Raw genomic sequence first — 17,934 nt, 5'->3', positions numbered from 1 at the left:
TTCCATTGGCCGTCCTGAGTTTTTTGGCATCCGTTTTTGTCGATATCGGCAGGGTGCAGCAGATCATGTTTCGGGAGGACATGCATGTCGCGGTTTCATGCGCTGACAGTGACTGACGTAACGCCGGATACGAGAGATTCCGTCGTTGTGACCCTTCAGCCGCAGTCTGAGGAACAGGATCTGTTCCGTTTCGAGCAGGGGCAATATCTGACCTTCCGGCGTGACTTCGACGGACACGAGGTGCGCCGTTGCTACTCAATCTGTGCCGGGACCGAAGACGGTGCCCTGAAGGTCGGGATCAAGCGCGTCGACGGAGGTGCTTTTTCCTGCTGGGCGCATGAAAGCATGCGGCCGGGAGACATGGTCGAGGCCATGCCGCCACTCGGCAGCTTCAACGCCCCGATCGAACCTGATCTCGCACGTTTCTACGTCGGTTTCGCCGGTGGATCTGGCATTACACCGATCCTGTCGATCCTGAAGACAGTACTGGCCCGCGAGCCGAATTCTCAGTTCACACTGGTCTATGCCAACCGGCAGATATCCTCGATCATGTTCCGAGAGGAACTGGAGGATCTGAAAAACCGGTATCTCGGTCGCCTGCAAGTGATCCACATTCTCAAAAGCGATGCGCAGGACACCGAGCTGTTTTCCGGCCGCGTCGATGAGGAGAAGCTGAACGATCTCTTCGATACGCTGATCGATCCTCAGGACATTGATATTGCTTTTCTTTGCGGTCCTCACGGCATGATGGAAACCGTTCGTGGCAGCCTGGAAGCGCGCGGTGTTGCGGCGGACAAGATACGGCAGGAACTGTTCAAGTCCGACCAGCCGGGGCGTTTGCCGGCACGGCTGCGGCCGGAGGTCATTGAAGGTTCAGCGAAGGAGGCCGATCTTCGGTTGACCATCGACGGCACCACGCGGGAAATCCACATGGAACCGGGCGAGACCATTCTGGAAGCAGCGCATCGTCACAACATCGATGCACCATATTCCTGCTGTGCAGGCGTGTGTTCCACATGCCGCGGCAAGGTGCTGGAAGGTGAGGTCGAAATGGCGGCCAATCATGCTCTGGAAGACGACGAAATTCGGGATGGCTACGTTCTGACATGCCAGTCGCGGCCGCTGAGCAAACGCCTCGTCGTGACTTACGACGCCTGAGACCATTCCGTTTCAAGAACTGGAATTCAATATGACCGTTCATCCGCAAAAAGTCCGCGTTTTGGAAAGCTATCTCGCTGGCAGCTGGAGGCAAGGCAAAGCCGAGGGAAAGCCACTGCTTGACGCTGCAACCGGTGCGCCTGTCGCCGCGATCGACGCATCCGGTCTGGACCTTGCCGAGGCACTTGCCTGGGGGCGTGACACCGGTGGCAAGGCCTTGCGCAAGATGACCTACCACGAGCGCGCCTTGATGCTGAAAACCCTTGCGCAGGCGCTGACCGAGCAAAAGGAAATCTTCTACCAGGAGAGTTTCGCGACCGGGGCAACGCGCAAGGACAGCTGGATCGATATTGAAGGCGGCATTGGCACCATGTTCGCCTATTCCTCCAAGGCCCGTCGCGAGATGCCGAACACCCGGGTGTTCGTCGAAGGTGCGGTGGAGCCGCTGTCACGGGACAATAGTTTTTCAGGGCAGCATGTGCTGACACCACTGCGCGGTATTGCCGTTCATATCAACGCCTTCAACTTCCCCTGCTGGGGAATGCTGGAAAAGATCGCCCCCGCCCTGATCGCGGGCGTACCCTGCCTGGTCAAGCCAGCCAGCCAGACTGCTTATCTGACCGAGCTGATGGTTCGCCACATTCTGGCGACCGGCATTCTTCCTGAAGGCTCGCTTCAGCTTCTTTGCGGGTCGGCGGGAGATCTGATCGACCATGTCTCGGGACAGGATGTTGTTACCTTCACCGGATCCGCCGCCACCGGACAAATGCTGCGTCGGAACCCGGCAATCGTGCAGAATTCCGTTCGCTTCTCCATGGAGGCCGACAGCCTCAATGCTGCGGTTCTGGGGCCGGATGTCAGCCCTGAAGATCCCGAATTTGACCTCTTCATCAAGGAAGTTGCCCGGGAAATGACCGTGAAGGCAGGGCAGAAGTGCACTGCGATCCGCCGGGTCATCGTGCCGCGCAATTTGTCCGATGCGGTTGCTGATGCGCTCGGTAAGCGGCTCGGGAAGGCCGTGATCGGAGATCCGCGAGACGAAGCGGTGTCGATGGGGCCACTCGCTTCAGTCGGTCAGCGTGAGGAAGTGCTTGCGCGCGTAAGTGATCTGAAGGTGGAAGCTGAGATCGTTTCTGATCTTGACGGCTCAAGCCCCGCAACCGGCGCGTTCGCGGCTCCCGTACTTTTGCATTGCGCCAACCCGATGAGCGCAGAAGCGATTCATTCGGTCGAAGCGTTCGGACCGGTTGCGACATTGATGCCCTACGACGAGCTGGAGGAAGCGGTCGAACTCACCCACAAGGGCAAGGGCTCTCTTGTTGCCTCGCTGTTCACAAACGACCCCTTGGTTGCCGAGGAAGCCGTTCTCGGCATGGCGCCTTTCCATGGACGCGTCATGATCGGCAATCGGAAGAGTGCAAAGTCTTCAACCGGACATGGTTCTCCCTTGCCCATGCTTGTGCACGGCGGACCGGGCCGGGCAGGTGGCGGCGAAGAACTTGGCGGCCTGCGCTCGGTCAAACATTACATGCAACGGACGGCGGTCCAGGGAACGCCCGCCTTGCTGGGCGCAGTGACCGGCCGCTGGATTTCCGGTGCACCAGGTCAGGAAGACAGCCGGCACCCGTTCCGCAAGTCATTGGCCGACCTCAAGATCGGCGATCAGCTGAACACCGGGGCACGGGAAGTTTCCCTGGAAGATATCGAGCATTTTGCCAAGTTCACCGGCGACACCTTCTATGCGCATATGGATGAAGCCGCTGCGAAACGGAACCCGTTCTTCGAAGGCCGCGTGGCACATGGCTATCTGATTGTTTCCTTCGCCGCCGGTCTGTTCGTCGATCCTGATGAAGGTCCGGTGCTGGCGAATTACGGCGTTGATAATCTGCGTTTCATGACGCCGGTGAACGCAGGTGATGCACTCAAGGTTCAGTTGACCGCCAAGGAGATTTCGCCGCGTATTTCAGCAGACTATGGCGAAGTGCGGTGGGATTGTCTTGTGACCAACCAGAATGATGAAGCTGTTGCCCAGTACGACGTTCTGACATTGGTCGCCAAGGAATGGCCGATGTCTGCGTAAGTCAACCACATATCCAAATGAAAAAGGCCACCTGATCAGGTGGCCTTTTTCTTTGGCGAAAGGTCTGGAAAGGACCGGCTGATTTTGATGTCTTGGAGAAACGTCCTCCGAACGCCTGGCCTACGTGTTTCCTTATTCCTTGGGTCTGTTGTCGACGACCCGTTTTGCCTTGCCGGCGGAACGTTCCACTTTGCCGGGCTCGGCAACATCGATCCTTGCGGATACGCCGACCACGCTCTTGATGTGATGAGAGAGTTCCTTCGCCGATGCCTGACGTGCGTCACTTGTTGCTGCTGTCGGCAGGGCTTCGACGTGCACTGTCATGACGTCCAGGCGGTCGGAGCGGGAGAGCTCTATCTGGAAATGCGGCGACAGGCCTTCGCATTTCAGGATCTGTTCTTCGATCTGAGTCGGGAATACGTTGACGCCGCGCAGAATGATCATGTCGTCAGATCGGCCGGTGATCTTTTCCATTCGCCGCATGGACCGGGCCGTGCCGGGCAGCAGCCTGGTCAGGTCGCGCGTGCGGTAGCGGACCATTGGCAGGCCTTCCTTGGTAAGCGTGGTGAAGACCAGCTCTCCAATTTCGCCGTCGGGCAGAACGTCGCCGGTCACCGGATCAATGATTTCCGGGTAGAAGTGGTCTTCCCAGATGTGGAGACCATCCTTCGTTTCAACGCATTCGTTGGCAACGCCCGGTCCAAGCACTTCCGACAAGCCGTAGATGTCGACGGCATGCATGTCGAACGCGTCTTCGATTTCCTTGCGCATTGCGTTGGTCCAGGGTTCGGCGCCGAAGATCCCCGTCGCAAGCGACGTTTCCCGAGGATCGATGCCTTGCCGCCGGAATTCATCCAGAATGGACAGCAGGTAGGACGGCGTCACCATGATGATGCGCGGTTTGAAGTCCTGGATAAGTGTCACCTGGCGTTCCGTCATGCCACCGGAGACCGGTACAACCGTGCAGCCTAGTTTTTCTGCGCCGTAATGGGCACCCAGTCCGCCGGTGAAGAGACCGTAGCCATAAGCAACATGGATGATGTCACCCGATCGGCCGCCAGAGGCTCGAATGGAGCGGGCGACGAGACCGGCCCACATGTCGATATCGTTGGCTGTGTAGCCAACCACCGTCGGTTTGCCGGTCGTGCCCGAGGAGGCGTGTACGCGTACGATCTTGTCGCGCGGGACAGCGAACAAACCGAACGGATAATTGTCCCGGAGATCGCTCTTGGTCGTAAACGGAAATTTCGACAGGTCCGAGAGGGTCTTCAGGTCGGAAGGGTGTACGCCTTTCTCGTCGAAGCGTTGCTTGAAAAGCGGAACGTTTTCATACGAATGGGTGAGGGACCATTGCAGTCTCTTCAGCTGCAGGGCCGACAATTCGTCCCGGCTGGCTGTTTCAATAGGCTCAAGATCTCCCGGTCGCGGAGCCAGATTTTCCATATTTTCCTCCCTTGAGCAGCCCGTCTGGCCGCTCGCCGTCATTCCGGCAAGATTGTACCTTTGGTCGTTCTGGAATTGCCGCGGAATTCGGCAATGACAGTGCCATTCTGGTTGGCCACCGTCACGTCGTAGAGGCCGGATCGGCCGGTACGCGATTTCTCGCTGGCCGTAGCCGTCAAGCGGTCTCCGAGATGGGCCGGTGCCAGAAACGTGATGTCGCAATGCTGGGCAACCGTAACCTGGTTGTACGTGTTGCAGGCAAAAGCGAAGGCACTGTCGGCGAGCGTGAAGATATAGCCGCCGTGGCAAATGCCGTGGCCGTTGGTCATGGCCTTCGTAACCGTCATCGCCATCGACGAATGTCCGGCACGTACATCTTCAAGTTTCATGTCCAGGTGCTGTGTCGCCGTATCCTGCGACCACATGCGATCGGCGCAGGCGCGCGCAAATTCATCCGGTGTCATTCTGTGCCTCATTCAAGCGCCGGTAAATCGGGCGGACCGCTTTTCAAGGAAAGCGGTGACGCCCTCCCGATAATCATTCGTGCGTCCTGCCTGACGTTGGCTATCGCGCTCGGCGTCCAGTTGCCGATCGAGTGACTGGTCTGCTGCCGATTGTATCAGTTCCTTGGTAAGCGCAAGGCCGGTGGTTGCCCCCGCGGCCAGCTGCGTTGCCAGCGTCCCGGCCTCCGTCATGAGGTCCGTATCCGGAACTGCCTTCCAGATGAGGCCCCAAGAGGCAGCTGTCTCGGCCCCCAACGGTTCGCCCGTCATGGCGAGTGCCTTCGCACGGGCTTCTCCAATCAGGCGTGGCAGCAACCATGTGCCGCCCGAATCGGGCACCAGGCCGATCTTGGAGAAAGCCTGGATGAAACGGGCAGACTGGGCGGCGAGGACGATATCGCAGGCAAGCGCTACATTGGCGCCTGCACCCGCGGCAACGCCGTTGACCGCACAGATGACAGGCTTTCTGAGAGCCCTGATTTGCCGAACCAGGGGATTGTAAAGTGTCTCGAGTGTTACGCCGAGATCAGGTGCCTCGCCACCTCCGCGCATGTCGCGATCGGAAAGATCCTGACCAGCGCAGAAAGCGCGGCCGGCCCCGGTCAGCAGCACAGCCCTGATTGAGCTGTCTTCCGTTGCTGTGGTCAAATGCTTGCGAAGCGCATGATGCATGGCTTCGTTGAAGGCATTGAGCCGGTCCGGTCTGTTGAGTGTTAGAAAAAGACAGCCATCCCGCTGTTCAGCGAGCACAGTATCACGGTCTGTCATGCGCCCCTCCCAAAGCATCACACCTTTTGCATGAAAATCGATAATGTTGTGACATTAATGCACGACGAACCGTTCTGGTCAAAGGCAGAATGCAGTTTTCCGGTACGCCAAATCACTTTGGTCGGTTCGCCACTGGCAACACGTCCGGTTTTCAACTCTTGTGAGAAAAGGCGCTTAAAATATGGTCAGCCCGATTCAGCTGATATTTACTTTAATCGTCAATAGTTAGCCCAGTTTCGGCCAGCGCTAGGGCAACATGTTTATCCGTAAAACCACCGCTGACAATTTTTCGTTGGACATTCCTCTGGAACTTGAGGAAGGCCCGCCGCCAGTCGCGTACCGGCGCGTTTTGCAGGTTTTGTCGCTGACTGCGGCGGCTTTTCTGGCGTGGGCGGCAATCGGTCAGGTGCGTGAAGTCGCCAGTGCGACAGGGGAAATTGTTCCGGCAGGCAAGGTGCAGACTGTCGGACACCTGGAAGGTGGCATCGTTGCAGAAGTGTTGGTTCAGGAAGGCCAACTGGTTGAAATAGGCACCCCCATCGTTCGGTTGCAGGAAACCGCGGCGTCGAGTGATCTCGAGAAGGTCCAGACTCGCTTGAAGTTTCTGGCGACCGAAGAGCAGCGGCTCGGAAATCCGGGTCTTGGCAGCGCCGCCAATGGCCTGAGACTAGGCGCCGATGCAGGTTTCAGCGAAGCGCAACAGGCTGCCTATGACGCGCAACGCCTGGCACTGGAAAAAGAACAGCAGGCCTTGAAGGCGAGGGTGAGCGAAAAGCAGGCGGAGCTAGCCAGTATCCTTGAACGGATAGCCCTGCAGGAAACCCAGATCGAGATCCAGCAGGAACAGTACAAGATCCAGGAAAACCTCTTCGAACAGGGTTACACATCCAAGCGGCGCTTTCTGGAAGCCAAGTCGTCTCTTCAAAATGCCCAGAGCCTTTTGAGCGAACTGAACGGTATGAGCGGCAGCGTTCGAGCACAGTTGACGGAGGCAACCGCCAGCCTGGAACGTTCGATTGCCGTAGCCGAAGAGGAGCAGGCCGTGGAGCGCAGCCGGGTTGCGCAGGAGCGCAGTGAGCTGACTTTCGAAGCCGATAAACAGAAAGACCGGTACGACCGACTGTTCGTGCGAGCTCCGGTCAGCGGGCACATCAAGGCGCTTTATCTCAAAGGTCCGGGCAGTGTACTGGCGCCTGGCGATGTGGTTGCCGAAATTGTGCCGAGCGATAGCGATCTTGTTGCCGAGGTTCGTGTTTCACCGCGCGATATCGGCCATGTGGATGTCGGTGACGAGGCGGAAATCGCCGTTACGACCTTCGACCCGAACATCGAAGGCACCTTGAAGGGAGAAGTTTCCGTCATTTCGGCGTCAAGTTTTCGGGACGAATACGGAAACTACTATTTCAAGGCCATGATCCCGCTGAAAACCAACACGATCGGGCAGGGTGCGCGCGCTGAAACAATCTCACCGGGCATGGTCGTCGACGCAAAGATCGTCACAGGGTCCAAGTCCGTGCTCCAGTACATGTTGAAGCCGGTCACCCGCGCAATCGGAGATCCGCTCAGCGAGCGTTGAGCCGGGTCAAATCCAGATCCCATTTTCCGAATACTGTCTCTGGCAGATAAATGAAAAGCCCCGCCGTTTCCGGCGGGGCTTTTCGTCAGTTACCGCTGTCCGGTGACATCAGCTACCAGCGGATTTCCTCAACATCGTTGAAGTTGACGCGGCTGCCGTCTGCAAAGTCGATGTAGCCGTCGGCATCCTGGGAAAGGTCGAGCCTGCCGCCTTCAAGGTCTGTTGTCTCGATCGAGCCGTTGGTGATCGTCACCGTCCAGTCCGTACCGTATTCGCCGGCGGCAGTGATCCCTGGACCACCACCCAGATCGATAACGTCAGTCCAACCGGCCCCCATGCCTGCGTTGATGGTGTCACTGCCGTCGCCCAGGCCGTACATGAAAAGGTCGGAACCGTCGCCACCGCTCAGGTTGTCGTTGCCAAGACCACCGATGATCACATCATCTCCAGCGCCACCGCTGATGTTGTCGTGCCCGTCGCCACCGAAGATAAGGTCGCGGCCGTCACCAGCCGAAATGTTGTCGTTGCCTGTGCCGCCTTCGATCCTGTCGTTGTTTGAACCGCCCTCGATAACGTCATCACCGCCGGCGCCGTCAAGGTGGTACGTATAGTCGTAGCCTGCACCGCTGCCGGTATTGCTTTCGTCAGTATCGTTGTAGGTGACGTCATATTCGCCGGTAACGGCAATCGAGAAGGATTCACTCGACTGGGATCCATCCGCGGAAGTGGCGGTGATCGTCAGATCGATCGAATTTTCAATCTCGCTGTCGAAGAACGCATGGTCTGCAATCGTGACATTGCCGTCGGCATCGATCTCGAAGCGGTCGTCACTCAGAGTGTAGGTAACTGCATCGCCGTTCGGGTCATCGGCAAAAGCAGTGATCCCAACCTGTGTGCCGGCACCATCCAGTTCGTGGATTGTGTTGGCGGACGCGTTGGTATCGGTCACATCACTAATTGGGCGATCGATCAGATGTTCCGATTGGATTTCTCCGTCGGCAAACCTGAAGTTCTCGACGTTGGACACCGTATCGATACCGTCAGGAGCGCCGGAGCGAAGATCGGAAATCGTGTAGCTTCCATCCTCGTTCTGGACGATGTTGTAGTCTTCCCAGTTCCCGGAATAGATGGCGGTATCCGCGCCCTTGCCGCCGTCGATGGTATCGTTGCCGGAGCCGCCTTCCAGCATGTCCGCCCCGTCACCGCCAATCAGTGTATCGTTGCCTGCACCGCCTTCGAGCGTGTCGCCCGGAACCTGGTACTCGGTGTCAAGCCTGTTGGCGTACATGCTAGCGTCGTTGATGGTCAGCGTATCAAGTGAAATTCCAACGATAGGTTTGCTGGAAAGCAGGTCGGAATCCGCATTCGACATGTATTCCGGAGCCAGATAGACATCACCATTGTCGAGCTGAATGACGACCGCCGAGATGGTTCCGGTGGTTCCGTCCGTGAACGTGACTGTCGCATCAAAGGTCTGCAGGGAATCTAGGGCATAGTTCGTGCCGCCGATAGTCAGGGTCTCTGCCGTGCCGTTGAAATCGTTGTCCGCCAGTACCCCGTCACCATTGGTGTCGTTTGCGGTTGCTCTCACCGTCTGCGTGTAGAGGGGGGTACCTGCATCGCCATAAGATCCCAGCAGGCTGGAGGCATTCTCGCTGACGCCGTTGTTCTCGTCCGTGTCGACATCCGCCATGGTTCCCAGGTGGATGAGAGAGTAGGTGGCGCCAACCGTATTGGTTCCACCGTTTGTTGGGGCAGCGCCGTCGCCGGCAATCAACGTGTCATCGCCATCGCCGCCCTGAAGCGTGTCGGAACCCGCTCCACCGGACAGCGTATCGTTGCCTGAACCGCCAATCAGCGTGTCATCACCTGCGCCACCATAAAGGTTGCCACCGTCGTCATGGGCAGTGATCGTGTCGTTGCCAGACCCGCCGCTGATCGATGTTTCAGACACACCGGCGTCAGTGAAGGTGGCGCCGCCGTCTGCAAGCTGCAGGTCTTCTGCCACATCCATGACATCCAGAGTGAAGGATTCCTGCGATGTCGATCCGTCTGTGGAAGTTGCCGTAACGGTGATCGTGATTTCCGTCTCGGTTTCGTAGTTGAAATTCGCACCGCTCGCGACGGTGACCACACCGTTTTCGTCAACCGTGAAACGGTCGTCATCGACAGTATAGGTCACACTGTCAGAGGTGTTCGCGTCGTCGGCAAAGGCTGTTACGCCAACAGTGCTGCCAGCGCCTGCGTTCTCAGCGATGCTGTTGGAAGAACCGTCCGTATCCGAAACCGCGGAAATATCTTTCGCGACAAGATCGCCTGCAAGAATGTCGCCATCCGCGAAACGGAAGTTCTCAACTCCGACGACAGTGTCGGTTCCGTCCGGCGAGCCGGATCGGTTGTCGACTACCGTGTAGGTGCCGTTCGCGTTTTCGGTAACGGTATAGTCGGAACGGTTACCGGAATAGATTGCGGTGTCTGTACCGCTTCCGCCGTCGATATAGTCGTTGCCAGCCCCACCTTCGAGCGTGTCGTTTCCGGCGCCGCCGTACAGCTTGTCGCTGCCTGAGCCACCCTGAAGGGTATCGTCGTCATTTTCGCCGGACAGGCTATCGTTGCCTGCGTCGCCGATCAGTGTGTCGTTCCCGCTGCCGCCAAAGATGGTGTCGTTACCTTCGCCGCCATCCAGGTAGTTGTCACCGGTGTTCGGCTGGGTGCCGCGCTCATCATCGATGAAATCGTCGCCCGCACCGCCGTAAACGACGTCGTTGCCTTCGCCGAACATGATGGTGTCATTGCCTGCGCCGCCATAGATCGTATCGTCGCCCGCTCCGCTGTAGATGGTGCTGCCGTCGTCATGAGCGGTAATCGTGTCGGCACTGTCGTTGCCGGTGATGGATGTTTCGGCGACGCCGGTGTCGGTAAAGGTCGTTTGACCTTCGGCCATCTGATAGGCTTCAGCGACGTCGGCAACCGAAAGAGCAAAGGTTTCCTGAGACGTGGAGCCGTCAGAAGACGTCGCGGTCACCGTCAAGTTGATGGTCGGTTCGCTCTCGTAGTCAAACGTTGCTCCGGCGGCTACCGTTACCAGGCCATCGTCGCCAACGGTGAACCGGTTATCGGACACCGTATAGGTTACTGTGTCGGTCACATCACTGTCCGTTGCCTGAACAGTAATACCGACTGTGGTGCCTTCGGCAGCATTTTCCGCGAAGCCATTGGCCGTCGCATCGATGTCGGTCACCGCGGATACGGCAACTTCATTGACGTCGGAAACGGCGATCGTGAAGGTTTCCTCCGAGGTTGAGCCATCGGTTGAAGTTGCCGTCACGATGATGTCGATTGACCCTTCGGTTTCCGCATCAAAGCTCGCACCTTCCGCTACCCGAACCACGCCGTTTTCGTCCACGGTGAAGCGGCTGTCGTTGACAGCATAGGAAACCGTATCCGAGACATCGGCATCGCTTGCCGACGCCGTGATACCAACCTGTGTGCCTGCGGTCGCATCTTCTGCGATTGTGTTTGCCGAGATGTCTGCGTCAGTCACGCTGGAAACGTCGAATTCGTCGACATCAGACACCGCTACGGTAAAGGTTTCCGTTGAAGTCGAGCCGTCAGAAGACGTCGCGGTCACGGTAACGTTGATGGACCCTTCGGTCTCTGCGTCGAAGCTGGCACCATCTGCAACACGAACCTCACCGTTTTCATCGATTGTGAAGCGCGTGTCATTAACGGCGTAAGAAACCGTGTCAGAGGCATCTGCATCTGTTGCCAGGGCTGTGATGCCAACCTGAGTGCCGGCAGTTGCTGCTTCCGAAATCGTGTTATCAGAGGTGTCCGTATCGGTGACGTTTGAAACGGCGCCCTCGTTGACGTCGGAAACGGCAATCGAGAAGGTCTCCTGCGACGTGGAACCGTCAGAGGAGGTGGCAGTCACGACAATGTCGATGGATCCTTCGGTTTCTGCATCGAAGCTGGCGCCATCGGCAACACGGACGACGCCATTCGCATCGACAGTAAAGCGGCTGTCATCGACGGAATAGCTCACAGACGCGGTGATATCCGCGTCACTCGCGTGTGCTGTAATGCCAACCTGTGTCCCGGCAGATGCGTCTTCGGAAATCGTGTTCGTCGCGGCGTCGGTGTCGGAAACGGCTGAGACGTCGTATTCGTTAACGTCGGACACGGCAATCGTGAATGTTTCTTCGGAAGCCGAGCCATCGGAAGACGTGGCGGTTACAACGATGTCGATGGAACCTTCAGTTTCCGCGTCGAAGCTGGCCCCATCCGCAACCCGGACAACGCCGTTTTCGTCCACGACAAAGCGATCGTCATCTACGGTGTAGGACACAGTATCTGACGTGTTTCCATCTTCAGCGAACGCGGTGACGCCGACAGCCTTTCCTGCAGTAGCGTCTTCCGCAACCGTGTTTGCGCTGCTGTCCTTGTCGGTAACGGCAGAAATATCCTGCGCGATCAAATCGCCCGAAAGAACATCGCCATCGGCAAACCGGAAGTTTTCAACATTCACGACGGTGTCGGTACCATCGGGAGAACCTGGACGATTGTCCGTAACGGTGAAGATGCCTTCGTTCTCGGTAATGGTGTAGTCAGCGAAATTGCCGCTGTAGACCGCTGTGTCAGTACCCAGCCCGCCGTCGATCATATCGTCGCCGGCACCGCCCATCAGCGTGTCGTCGCCCGGGATAACCGCGGCCGCACTGACAAAATCGGAGGTGAACAGGTCTACTGACGTTCCGCCCGGAGGCGTTACCGTTGCATCGAGAACCTCTTGTCCCTGGTTCTCCCAGACCTTGACGACAATGGTGTAGATCTCACCCGGTTCCAGATCAACGTCCGCCCAGCGGGTGGTCGCTGATTGGTGGTAATCGTTGTCGAGATAGTCGGTCTGCGTACCGTTCTGGTTGGTGAACGTCAGTCGGTTGCCATAGGCATCGAAGATCTCGATGGTGGATCCATCGTCCGAGCGGGTGGAGAAACGATAGGTGCCGCCATCTGTGGCGGTGAAGTTGGACGTCAGAATGACACCAAAATCTTCAGGGTTATCAGCCGACCCGCGTGCACCCTGGACAATTGTGTCCAGGTCGAACGCATCCGTCGTTCCCTCGTCGATCAGCGTGCCTGAGGAGATGTCGACAGTCTGGCCGGCATCGCCACTGAAGTTGTGGTCATAAACCTGGTAGTGCCAGGTGCCGGACACAGGTGCATTTTCACCATAGATCGTGTCATTCCCGGCGCCACCTTCGATCGTGTCGTCACCCGCACCACCTGCAAGAGTATCGGCAGCATTGTTTCCGGAAATCGTGTCGTTGCCATCTGCGCCATCGACGTTGCCACCGTCGGCGTGTGCCACAATGGTATCGTCACCGGAGCCGCCGGTGATGCTGGTTTCAGCGACAGAAACATCGGTGAAGGTCTGGCCGCCGTCTTCGAGCTGATAGTCTTCAGCAACGTCGGTTACTGAAACCGAGAATGCATCCGAAGACGTGGAGCCGTCTGAAGACGTCGCGGTCACCGTCAGAGTGATGTTGGGTTCGCTTTCAAAGTCGAAAGAAGCACCATCTGCAACGCGGACTACGCCGTTTTCGTCCACCGTGAACCGGTTATCGTCTACCGAGTAGGATACCGTGTCAGTGATGTCGCTGTCGGTCGCAAGAACCGTGATACCAACCTGCGTTCCGGCAGCGGCATCTTCGGTAATCGAATTTGCCGCTGCGTCCGTATCAGTTACGGGAGTAATGGCACTTTCATTGATATCGGAAACAGCGATTGTGAAGGTCTCTTTAGAGCTCGATCCATCGCTTGAGGTCGCCGTCACGATAATGGCGATAGAACCTTCGGTTTCTGCATCGAAGCTCGCCCCCTCAGCCACACGGACGACACCGTTGTCATCAACAGTGAAGCGCGTATCGTTCACCGAGTATGAGACAGTATCTGTGACGTCCTTGTCTTCGGCAAATGCGGTCACACCAACCTGGGTACCTGCCACAGCATCTTCCGCTACGGTGTTCGCAGAAGTGTCGGCATCGGTAACAGCTGAAATGTCAAACTCATCAACATCAGACACCGCGATGGTGAAGGTCTCTTCCGAGGTCGAACCGTCGGAGGAGGTCGCCGTGACAGTGATATCGATGGACCCTTCGGTTTCGGCATCGAAGCTTGCGCCGTCAGCAACCCGAACCACGCCGTTCTCATCGATAGTGAATCGTGCGTCGTCGACGGAGTAGGAGACAGTGTCGGTGGCGTCAGCATCCGTTGCCAGGGCCGTCACGCCGACCTGGGTGCCTGCGCTTGCATCTTCTGCAATTGTGTTGTCGGAAGAATCCGTGTCGGTGACAGCGGAGACTGCGCTTTCGTTGACGTCTGAAACGGAAATCGTGAAGGTCTCTTCCGAAGTCGAACCGTCAGTCGAAGTCGCCGTGACGATGATATCGATGGAGCCCTCGGTTTCGGCGTCGAAGCTCGCGCCATCTGCAACCCGAACCACACCGTTTTCGTCCACCGTGAAACGGGCATCGTTGACGGTGTAGGAGACCGTGTCGGTGATGTCCTTGTCTTCGGCGAATGCGGTGACACCAACCTGTGTGCCAGCGACAGCATCTTCTGCAATGGAATTGGCAGATGCGTCTGTGTCGGTCACGGCGGTGACGTCATACTCATCAACGTCAGAAACGGAGATCGTGAAGGTCTCTTCCGAAGTTGATCCATCGGTGGAGGTCGCCGTCACGATGATGTCGATGGAGCCCTCGGTTTCGGCGTCGAAGCTTGCGCCATCCGCAACTCGAACCACACCGTTTTCGTCGATGGTAAAGCGGCTGTCGTTTACAGCATAAGAGACGGTATCGGTGGCGTCTGAATCAGTTGCCAGGGCGGTCACGCCGACCTGAGTGCCCGCGCTTGCATCTTCCGCGATGGTGTTGTCGGAAGAATCGGTATCGGTAATAGCGGACACGGCGCTTTCGTTGACGTCGGAAACCGCAATCGTGAAGGTCTCTTCCGAGGTCGAGCCGTCGGTGGAGGTCGCCGTCACGATGATGTCGATGGACCCTTCAGTTTCGGCATCGAAGCTTGCGCCGTCAGCAACCCGAACCACGCCGTTCTCATCGATGGTGAAACGTGCGTCGTCGACGGAGTAGGAGACAGTGTCTGTGGCGTCTTCATCCGTCGCCAGTGCAGTTACGCCAACCTGGGTGCCCGCGCTCGCATCTTCCGCGATGGTGTTGGCCGAAGAGTCCGTATCGGTCACTGCGGTGACGTCATACTCATCGACGTCAGATACCGAGATCGTGAAGGTCTCTTCCGAGGTTGAGCCATCGGTCGAGGTTGCCGTCACGATGATATCGATTGACCCTTCGGTTTCGGCATCGAAGTTTGCGCCGTCGGCAACCCTAACCACACCGTTTTCATCAACCGTGAAGCGGGCGTCGTTGACGGTGTAGGAGACCGTGTCGGTGATGTCCTTGTCTTCGGCGAATGCGGTGACACCAACCTGTGTGCCTCCGACAGCATCTTCTGCAATGGTATTGGCAGATGCGTCTGTGTCGGTCACGGCGGTGACGTCATACTCATCAACGTCTGAAACGGAGATCGTGAAGGTCTCTTCCGAGGTCGAACCGTCGGTGGAGGTCGCCGTCACGATGATGTCGATGGAGCCTTCGGTTTCCGCATCGAAGCTCGCCCCATCCGCAACCCGAACCACTCCGTTATCGTCGATGGTGAAGCGACTGTCGTTGACTGCATAAGAAACGGTGTCGGTGGCGTCTGAATCAGTTGCTAGTGCGGTCACGCCAACCTGCGTACCAGCGGTCGCACCTTCCGCGATGGTGTTTGCGGAGGAGTCCGTGTCGGTGACAGCGGACACTGCGCTTTCGTTGACGTCGGAAACCGCAATCGTAAAGGTCTCTTCCGAGGTCGAGCCGTCGGTCGAGGTCGCCGTCACGGTGATATCGATGGAGCCTTCGGTTTCGGCATCGAAGCTCGCACCTTCGGCAACCCGAACCACGCCGTTTTCGTCAACGGTGAAGCGGGCATCGTTTACGGTGTAAGAGACAGTGTCTGTAATGTCCTTGTCTTCGGCGAATGCGGTGACACCAACCTGCGTGCCGACGGTTGCATCTTCCGCGATGGTGTTGGCGGAAGTGTCTGTGTCGGTCACCGCGGTGATGTCATGCTCATCAACGTCAGACACCGAGATCGTGAAGGTCTCTTCCGAGGTCGAGCCGTCGGTTGAGGTCGCCGTCACGATGATGTCGATGGACCCTTCGGTTTCGGCATCGAAGATTGCGCCGTCGGCAACCCGTACGACACCGTTTTCATCAACTGTGAAGCGGGAATCATCGACGGAGTAGGAGACGGTGTCCGTTACGTCCTTGTCTTCGGCGAATGCGGTGACACCAACCTGTGTGCCTGCGACAGCATCTTCTGCAATGGTATTGGCAGATGCGTCCGTGTCGGTGACAGCCGTGACGTCATATTCATCAACGTCGGACACCGATATCGTAAAGGTCTCTTCCGAGGTCGAGCCGTCGGTTGAGGTCGCCGTGACAGTGAGGTCAATGGACCCTTCAGTTTCAGCATCGAAGCTTGCACCGTCAGCAACCCGAACCACGCCGTTCTCATCGATGGTGAAACGTGCGTCGTCGACGGAGTAGGAGACGGTGTCTGTGGCGTCTGCATCCGTCGCAAGTGCAGTCACGCCAACCTGGGTGCCCGCGCTCGCATCTTCCGCGATGGTGTTGGTCGAAGAATCCGTATCGGTCACTGCTGTGACGTCATACTCATCGACGTCAGACACCGTGATCGTGAAGGTCTCTTCCGAGGTTGAGCCATCGGTCGAGGTGGCTGTCACTCTGATATCGATGGAGCCTTCAGATTCCGCGTCGAAGCTAGCACCATCAGCAACCCGCACCACGCCATTCTCATCAACAGTGAATCGGGCATCATCGACGGAGTAGGAGACGGTGTCCGTTGCATCTTTGTCTTCGGCGAATGCAGTGACGCCTACCTGCGTACCAGCAGCAGCATCTTCCGCGATGGTGTTGGCGGAAGTGTCTGTGTCCTGAACTGCGGACGTAGCGTATTCGTTTTCGTCTTCGACCTTCAATGTGAATCTTTGCGTGGACTGCGAGCCGTCGGTGGAGGTGGCGGTCACAGTGAAGGAGACAGTCGCTTCGGTTTCAGCGTCAAACACGGCGTCTTCGGCAATGCTGACCACACCCTGGTCATCGATGACAAAGCGCGGGTCGTCTATGGAGTAGGAGACACTGTCGCTCACGTCCCGGTCGGTCGCCACAACAGTGATGCCAGCCTGACTGCCGCTGTCTACACCTTCGGAAATTGTGTTCGCAACAGCGCCGACCGTGCTGATCGGGCTGACGTCGTATTCGTTCACGTCACGGATATTGATCGTGAAAGTTTCGGTTTGCGTCGCTCCGTCGGATCCGGTTGCAAGCACAATGATCTGGTGACTGCCAGCGGTTTCGGCGTCGAGCGAACCGGCTACCGTAACGATGCCCGTCTCGGGATCAATGGAGAACAGGCCACCCGCATCGTCCAGGAGGCTATAGGTAACGCTTGCCCCTTCTCCGGCAGTTGCGCTTGCCTGAATGCCGGTTGCAGATCCGACTGCTGAATTTTCGTCAACGGCGTTTTCAGTTGCATCGATATCGGTGACCGCAGACAAATCGGAAGCGACAATGCCAGCAGCTCGGTCGTCGTTGCTGTCATCGAAACCTGCGCCTGACTGCACCTGGCCATTCTGGCTGCTGAAGGTGCCGTCGCCCGGGTTGGTCGCAGGGCCATTCGAATAGGTCTGGTTCGATCCATCATCCAGAGCAGAAGCGATGCTTGCGGACGTACCGCCACCCAACGGGAAATCGTCGCCGTTCGAACCTGAATAGTCCTGTGTACCAGTTGAATTGTCGGAAAATTGCTCTGCGTATGCATTGACTGCATCGCTGTCTTCAAGGGCAGAAAGCTCCGTGCCGTCATCCTCAAACCCGATACCTTGCGCGCCGGACGATGGGTCTTCCTGTTCGCCGTAGCGTTGCTCTTCCTCGTCGCTTCCAAGGTGCAGGTTGGCGTTGACCTGCTCCATGGATTCGCCCATGTCCTGGTCGAGATGATAGTCGTGCGCCTTGTCGAGATGCTCATCCCGATTATCGAGAAGCCCCGAATGCAGGATGCTATCGGAATTCAGGGTCGTCCTGGTTTCCGTAGTATTGCCCTCTGCCGAGGTGTTTTCCTGGGTGTCTCGATTCTGAGTGTCGCTTGCCATTTCGGTCGCACGTCCGCACAATTTCCGATCATGCCAATGAACGTCGGCGTCCTTAACAAAGCGCAAAATTGCTCTTGGATTCTGAAGTTTAGTTCTAATAAAATTCAGGAAA

At 57.5% G+C, this 17,934-nt stretch carries 7 protein-coding genes; 3 read left to right on the top strand and 4 right to left on the bottom strand.

What is annotated here, in order from left to right; all coding sequences use genetic code 11:
* Positions 1-84: 84 nt before the first annotated feature.
* Together paaE and paaZ are read left to right on the top strand one after the other, a co-directional pair.
* Positions 85-1,158, top strand: a complete 1,074-nt coding sequence (paaE, locus tag FIV03_RS20845; RefSeq protein ID WP_152510830.1) for a 1,2-phenylacetyl-CoA epoxidase subunit PaaE — start codon at positions 85-87, stop codon at positions 1,156-1,158.
* 31 nt (positions 1,159-1,189) lie between these two features.
* Positions 1,190-3,238 (top strand): phenylacetic acid degradation bifunctional protein PaaZ, encoded by a 2,049-nt coding sequence (gene paaZ, locus FIV03_RS20840; protein ID WP_152510829.1) that lies wholly within the window; start codon positions 1,190-1,192, stop codon positions 3,236-3,238.
* Between the two features lie 132 nt (positions 3,239-3,370).
* On the opposite strand, the gene paaK is transcribed toward paaZ, so the two are convergent.
* The 3 genes from paaK to paaG are packed head-to-tail and all read right to left on the bottom strand — an operon-like array spanning position 3,371 to position 5,952.
* The gene (paaK, locus tag FIV03_RS20835; protein WP_152506576.1) at positions 3,371-4,681 is read right to left on the bottom strand and encodes a phenylacetate--CoA ligase PaaK; all 1,311 of its coding nucleotides are present in this window, start codon (positions 4,679-4,681) and stop codon (positions 3,371-3,373) included.
* Between the two features lie 38 nt (positions 4,682-4,719).
* A complete protein-coding gene (paaI, locus tag FIV03_RS20830) occupies positions 4,720-5,145 on the bottom strand; it encodes a hydroxyphenylacetyl-CoA thioesterase PaaI (protein WP_152510828.1) in 426 nt (141 codons plus the stop codon).
* A gap of 12 nt (positions 5,146-5,157) precedes the next feature.
* Entirely contained in the window at positions 5,158-5,952 is a 795-nt protein-coding gene (gene paaG / locus FIV03_RS20825) for a 2-(1,2-epoxy-1,2-dihydrophenyl)acetyl-CoA isomerase PaaG (protein ID WP_022998693.1), read from the bottom strand.
* 256 nt (positions 5,953-6,208) lie between these two features.
* On the opposite strand from paaG, the gene FIV03_RS20820 reads away from it, so the two are divergent.
* Positions 6,209-7,528 carry an HlyD family type I secretion periplasmic adaptor subunit gene (locus tag FIV03_RS20820; RefSeq protein ID WP_152510827.1) on the top strand — a complete coding sequence of 440 codons (1,320 nt, stop codon included), beginning with the start codon at positions 6,209-6,211 and terminating at the stop codon, positions 7,526-7,528.
* 112 nt (positions 7,529-7,640) lie between these two features.
* On the opposite strand, the gene FIV03_RS31920 is transcribed toward FIV03_RS20820, so the two are convergent.
* Positions 7,641-17,822: a cadherin domain-containing protein gene (locus FIV03_RS31920; RefSeq protein ID WP_286202214.1), complete on the bottom strand. Its 10,182-nt coding sequence runs from the start codon at positions 17,820-17,822 to the stop codon at positions 7,641-7,643.
* Between the last annotated feature and the right edge of the window lie 112 nt (positions 17,823-17,934).

It is taken from the genome of Labrenzia sp. THAF187b (genome assembly GCF_009363375.1).
Classification (GTDB): domain Bacteria; phylum Pseudomonadota; class Alphaproteobacteria; order Rhizobiales; family Stappiaceae; genus Roseibium; species Roseibium algicola.
Note: the sequence above shows the minus strand (reverse complement) of the source record. Positions and strands in the feature narration are given on the sequence as shown.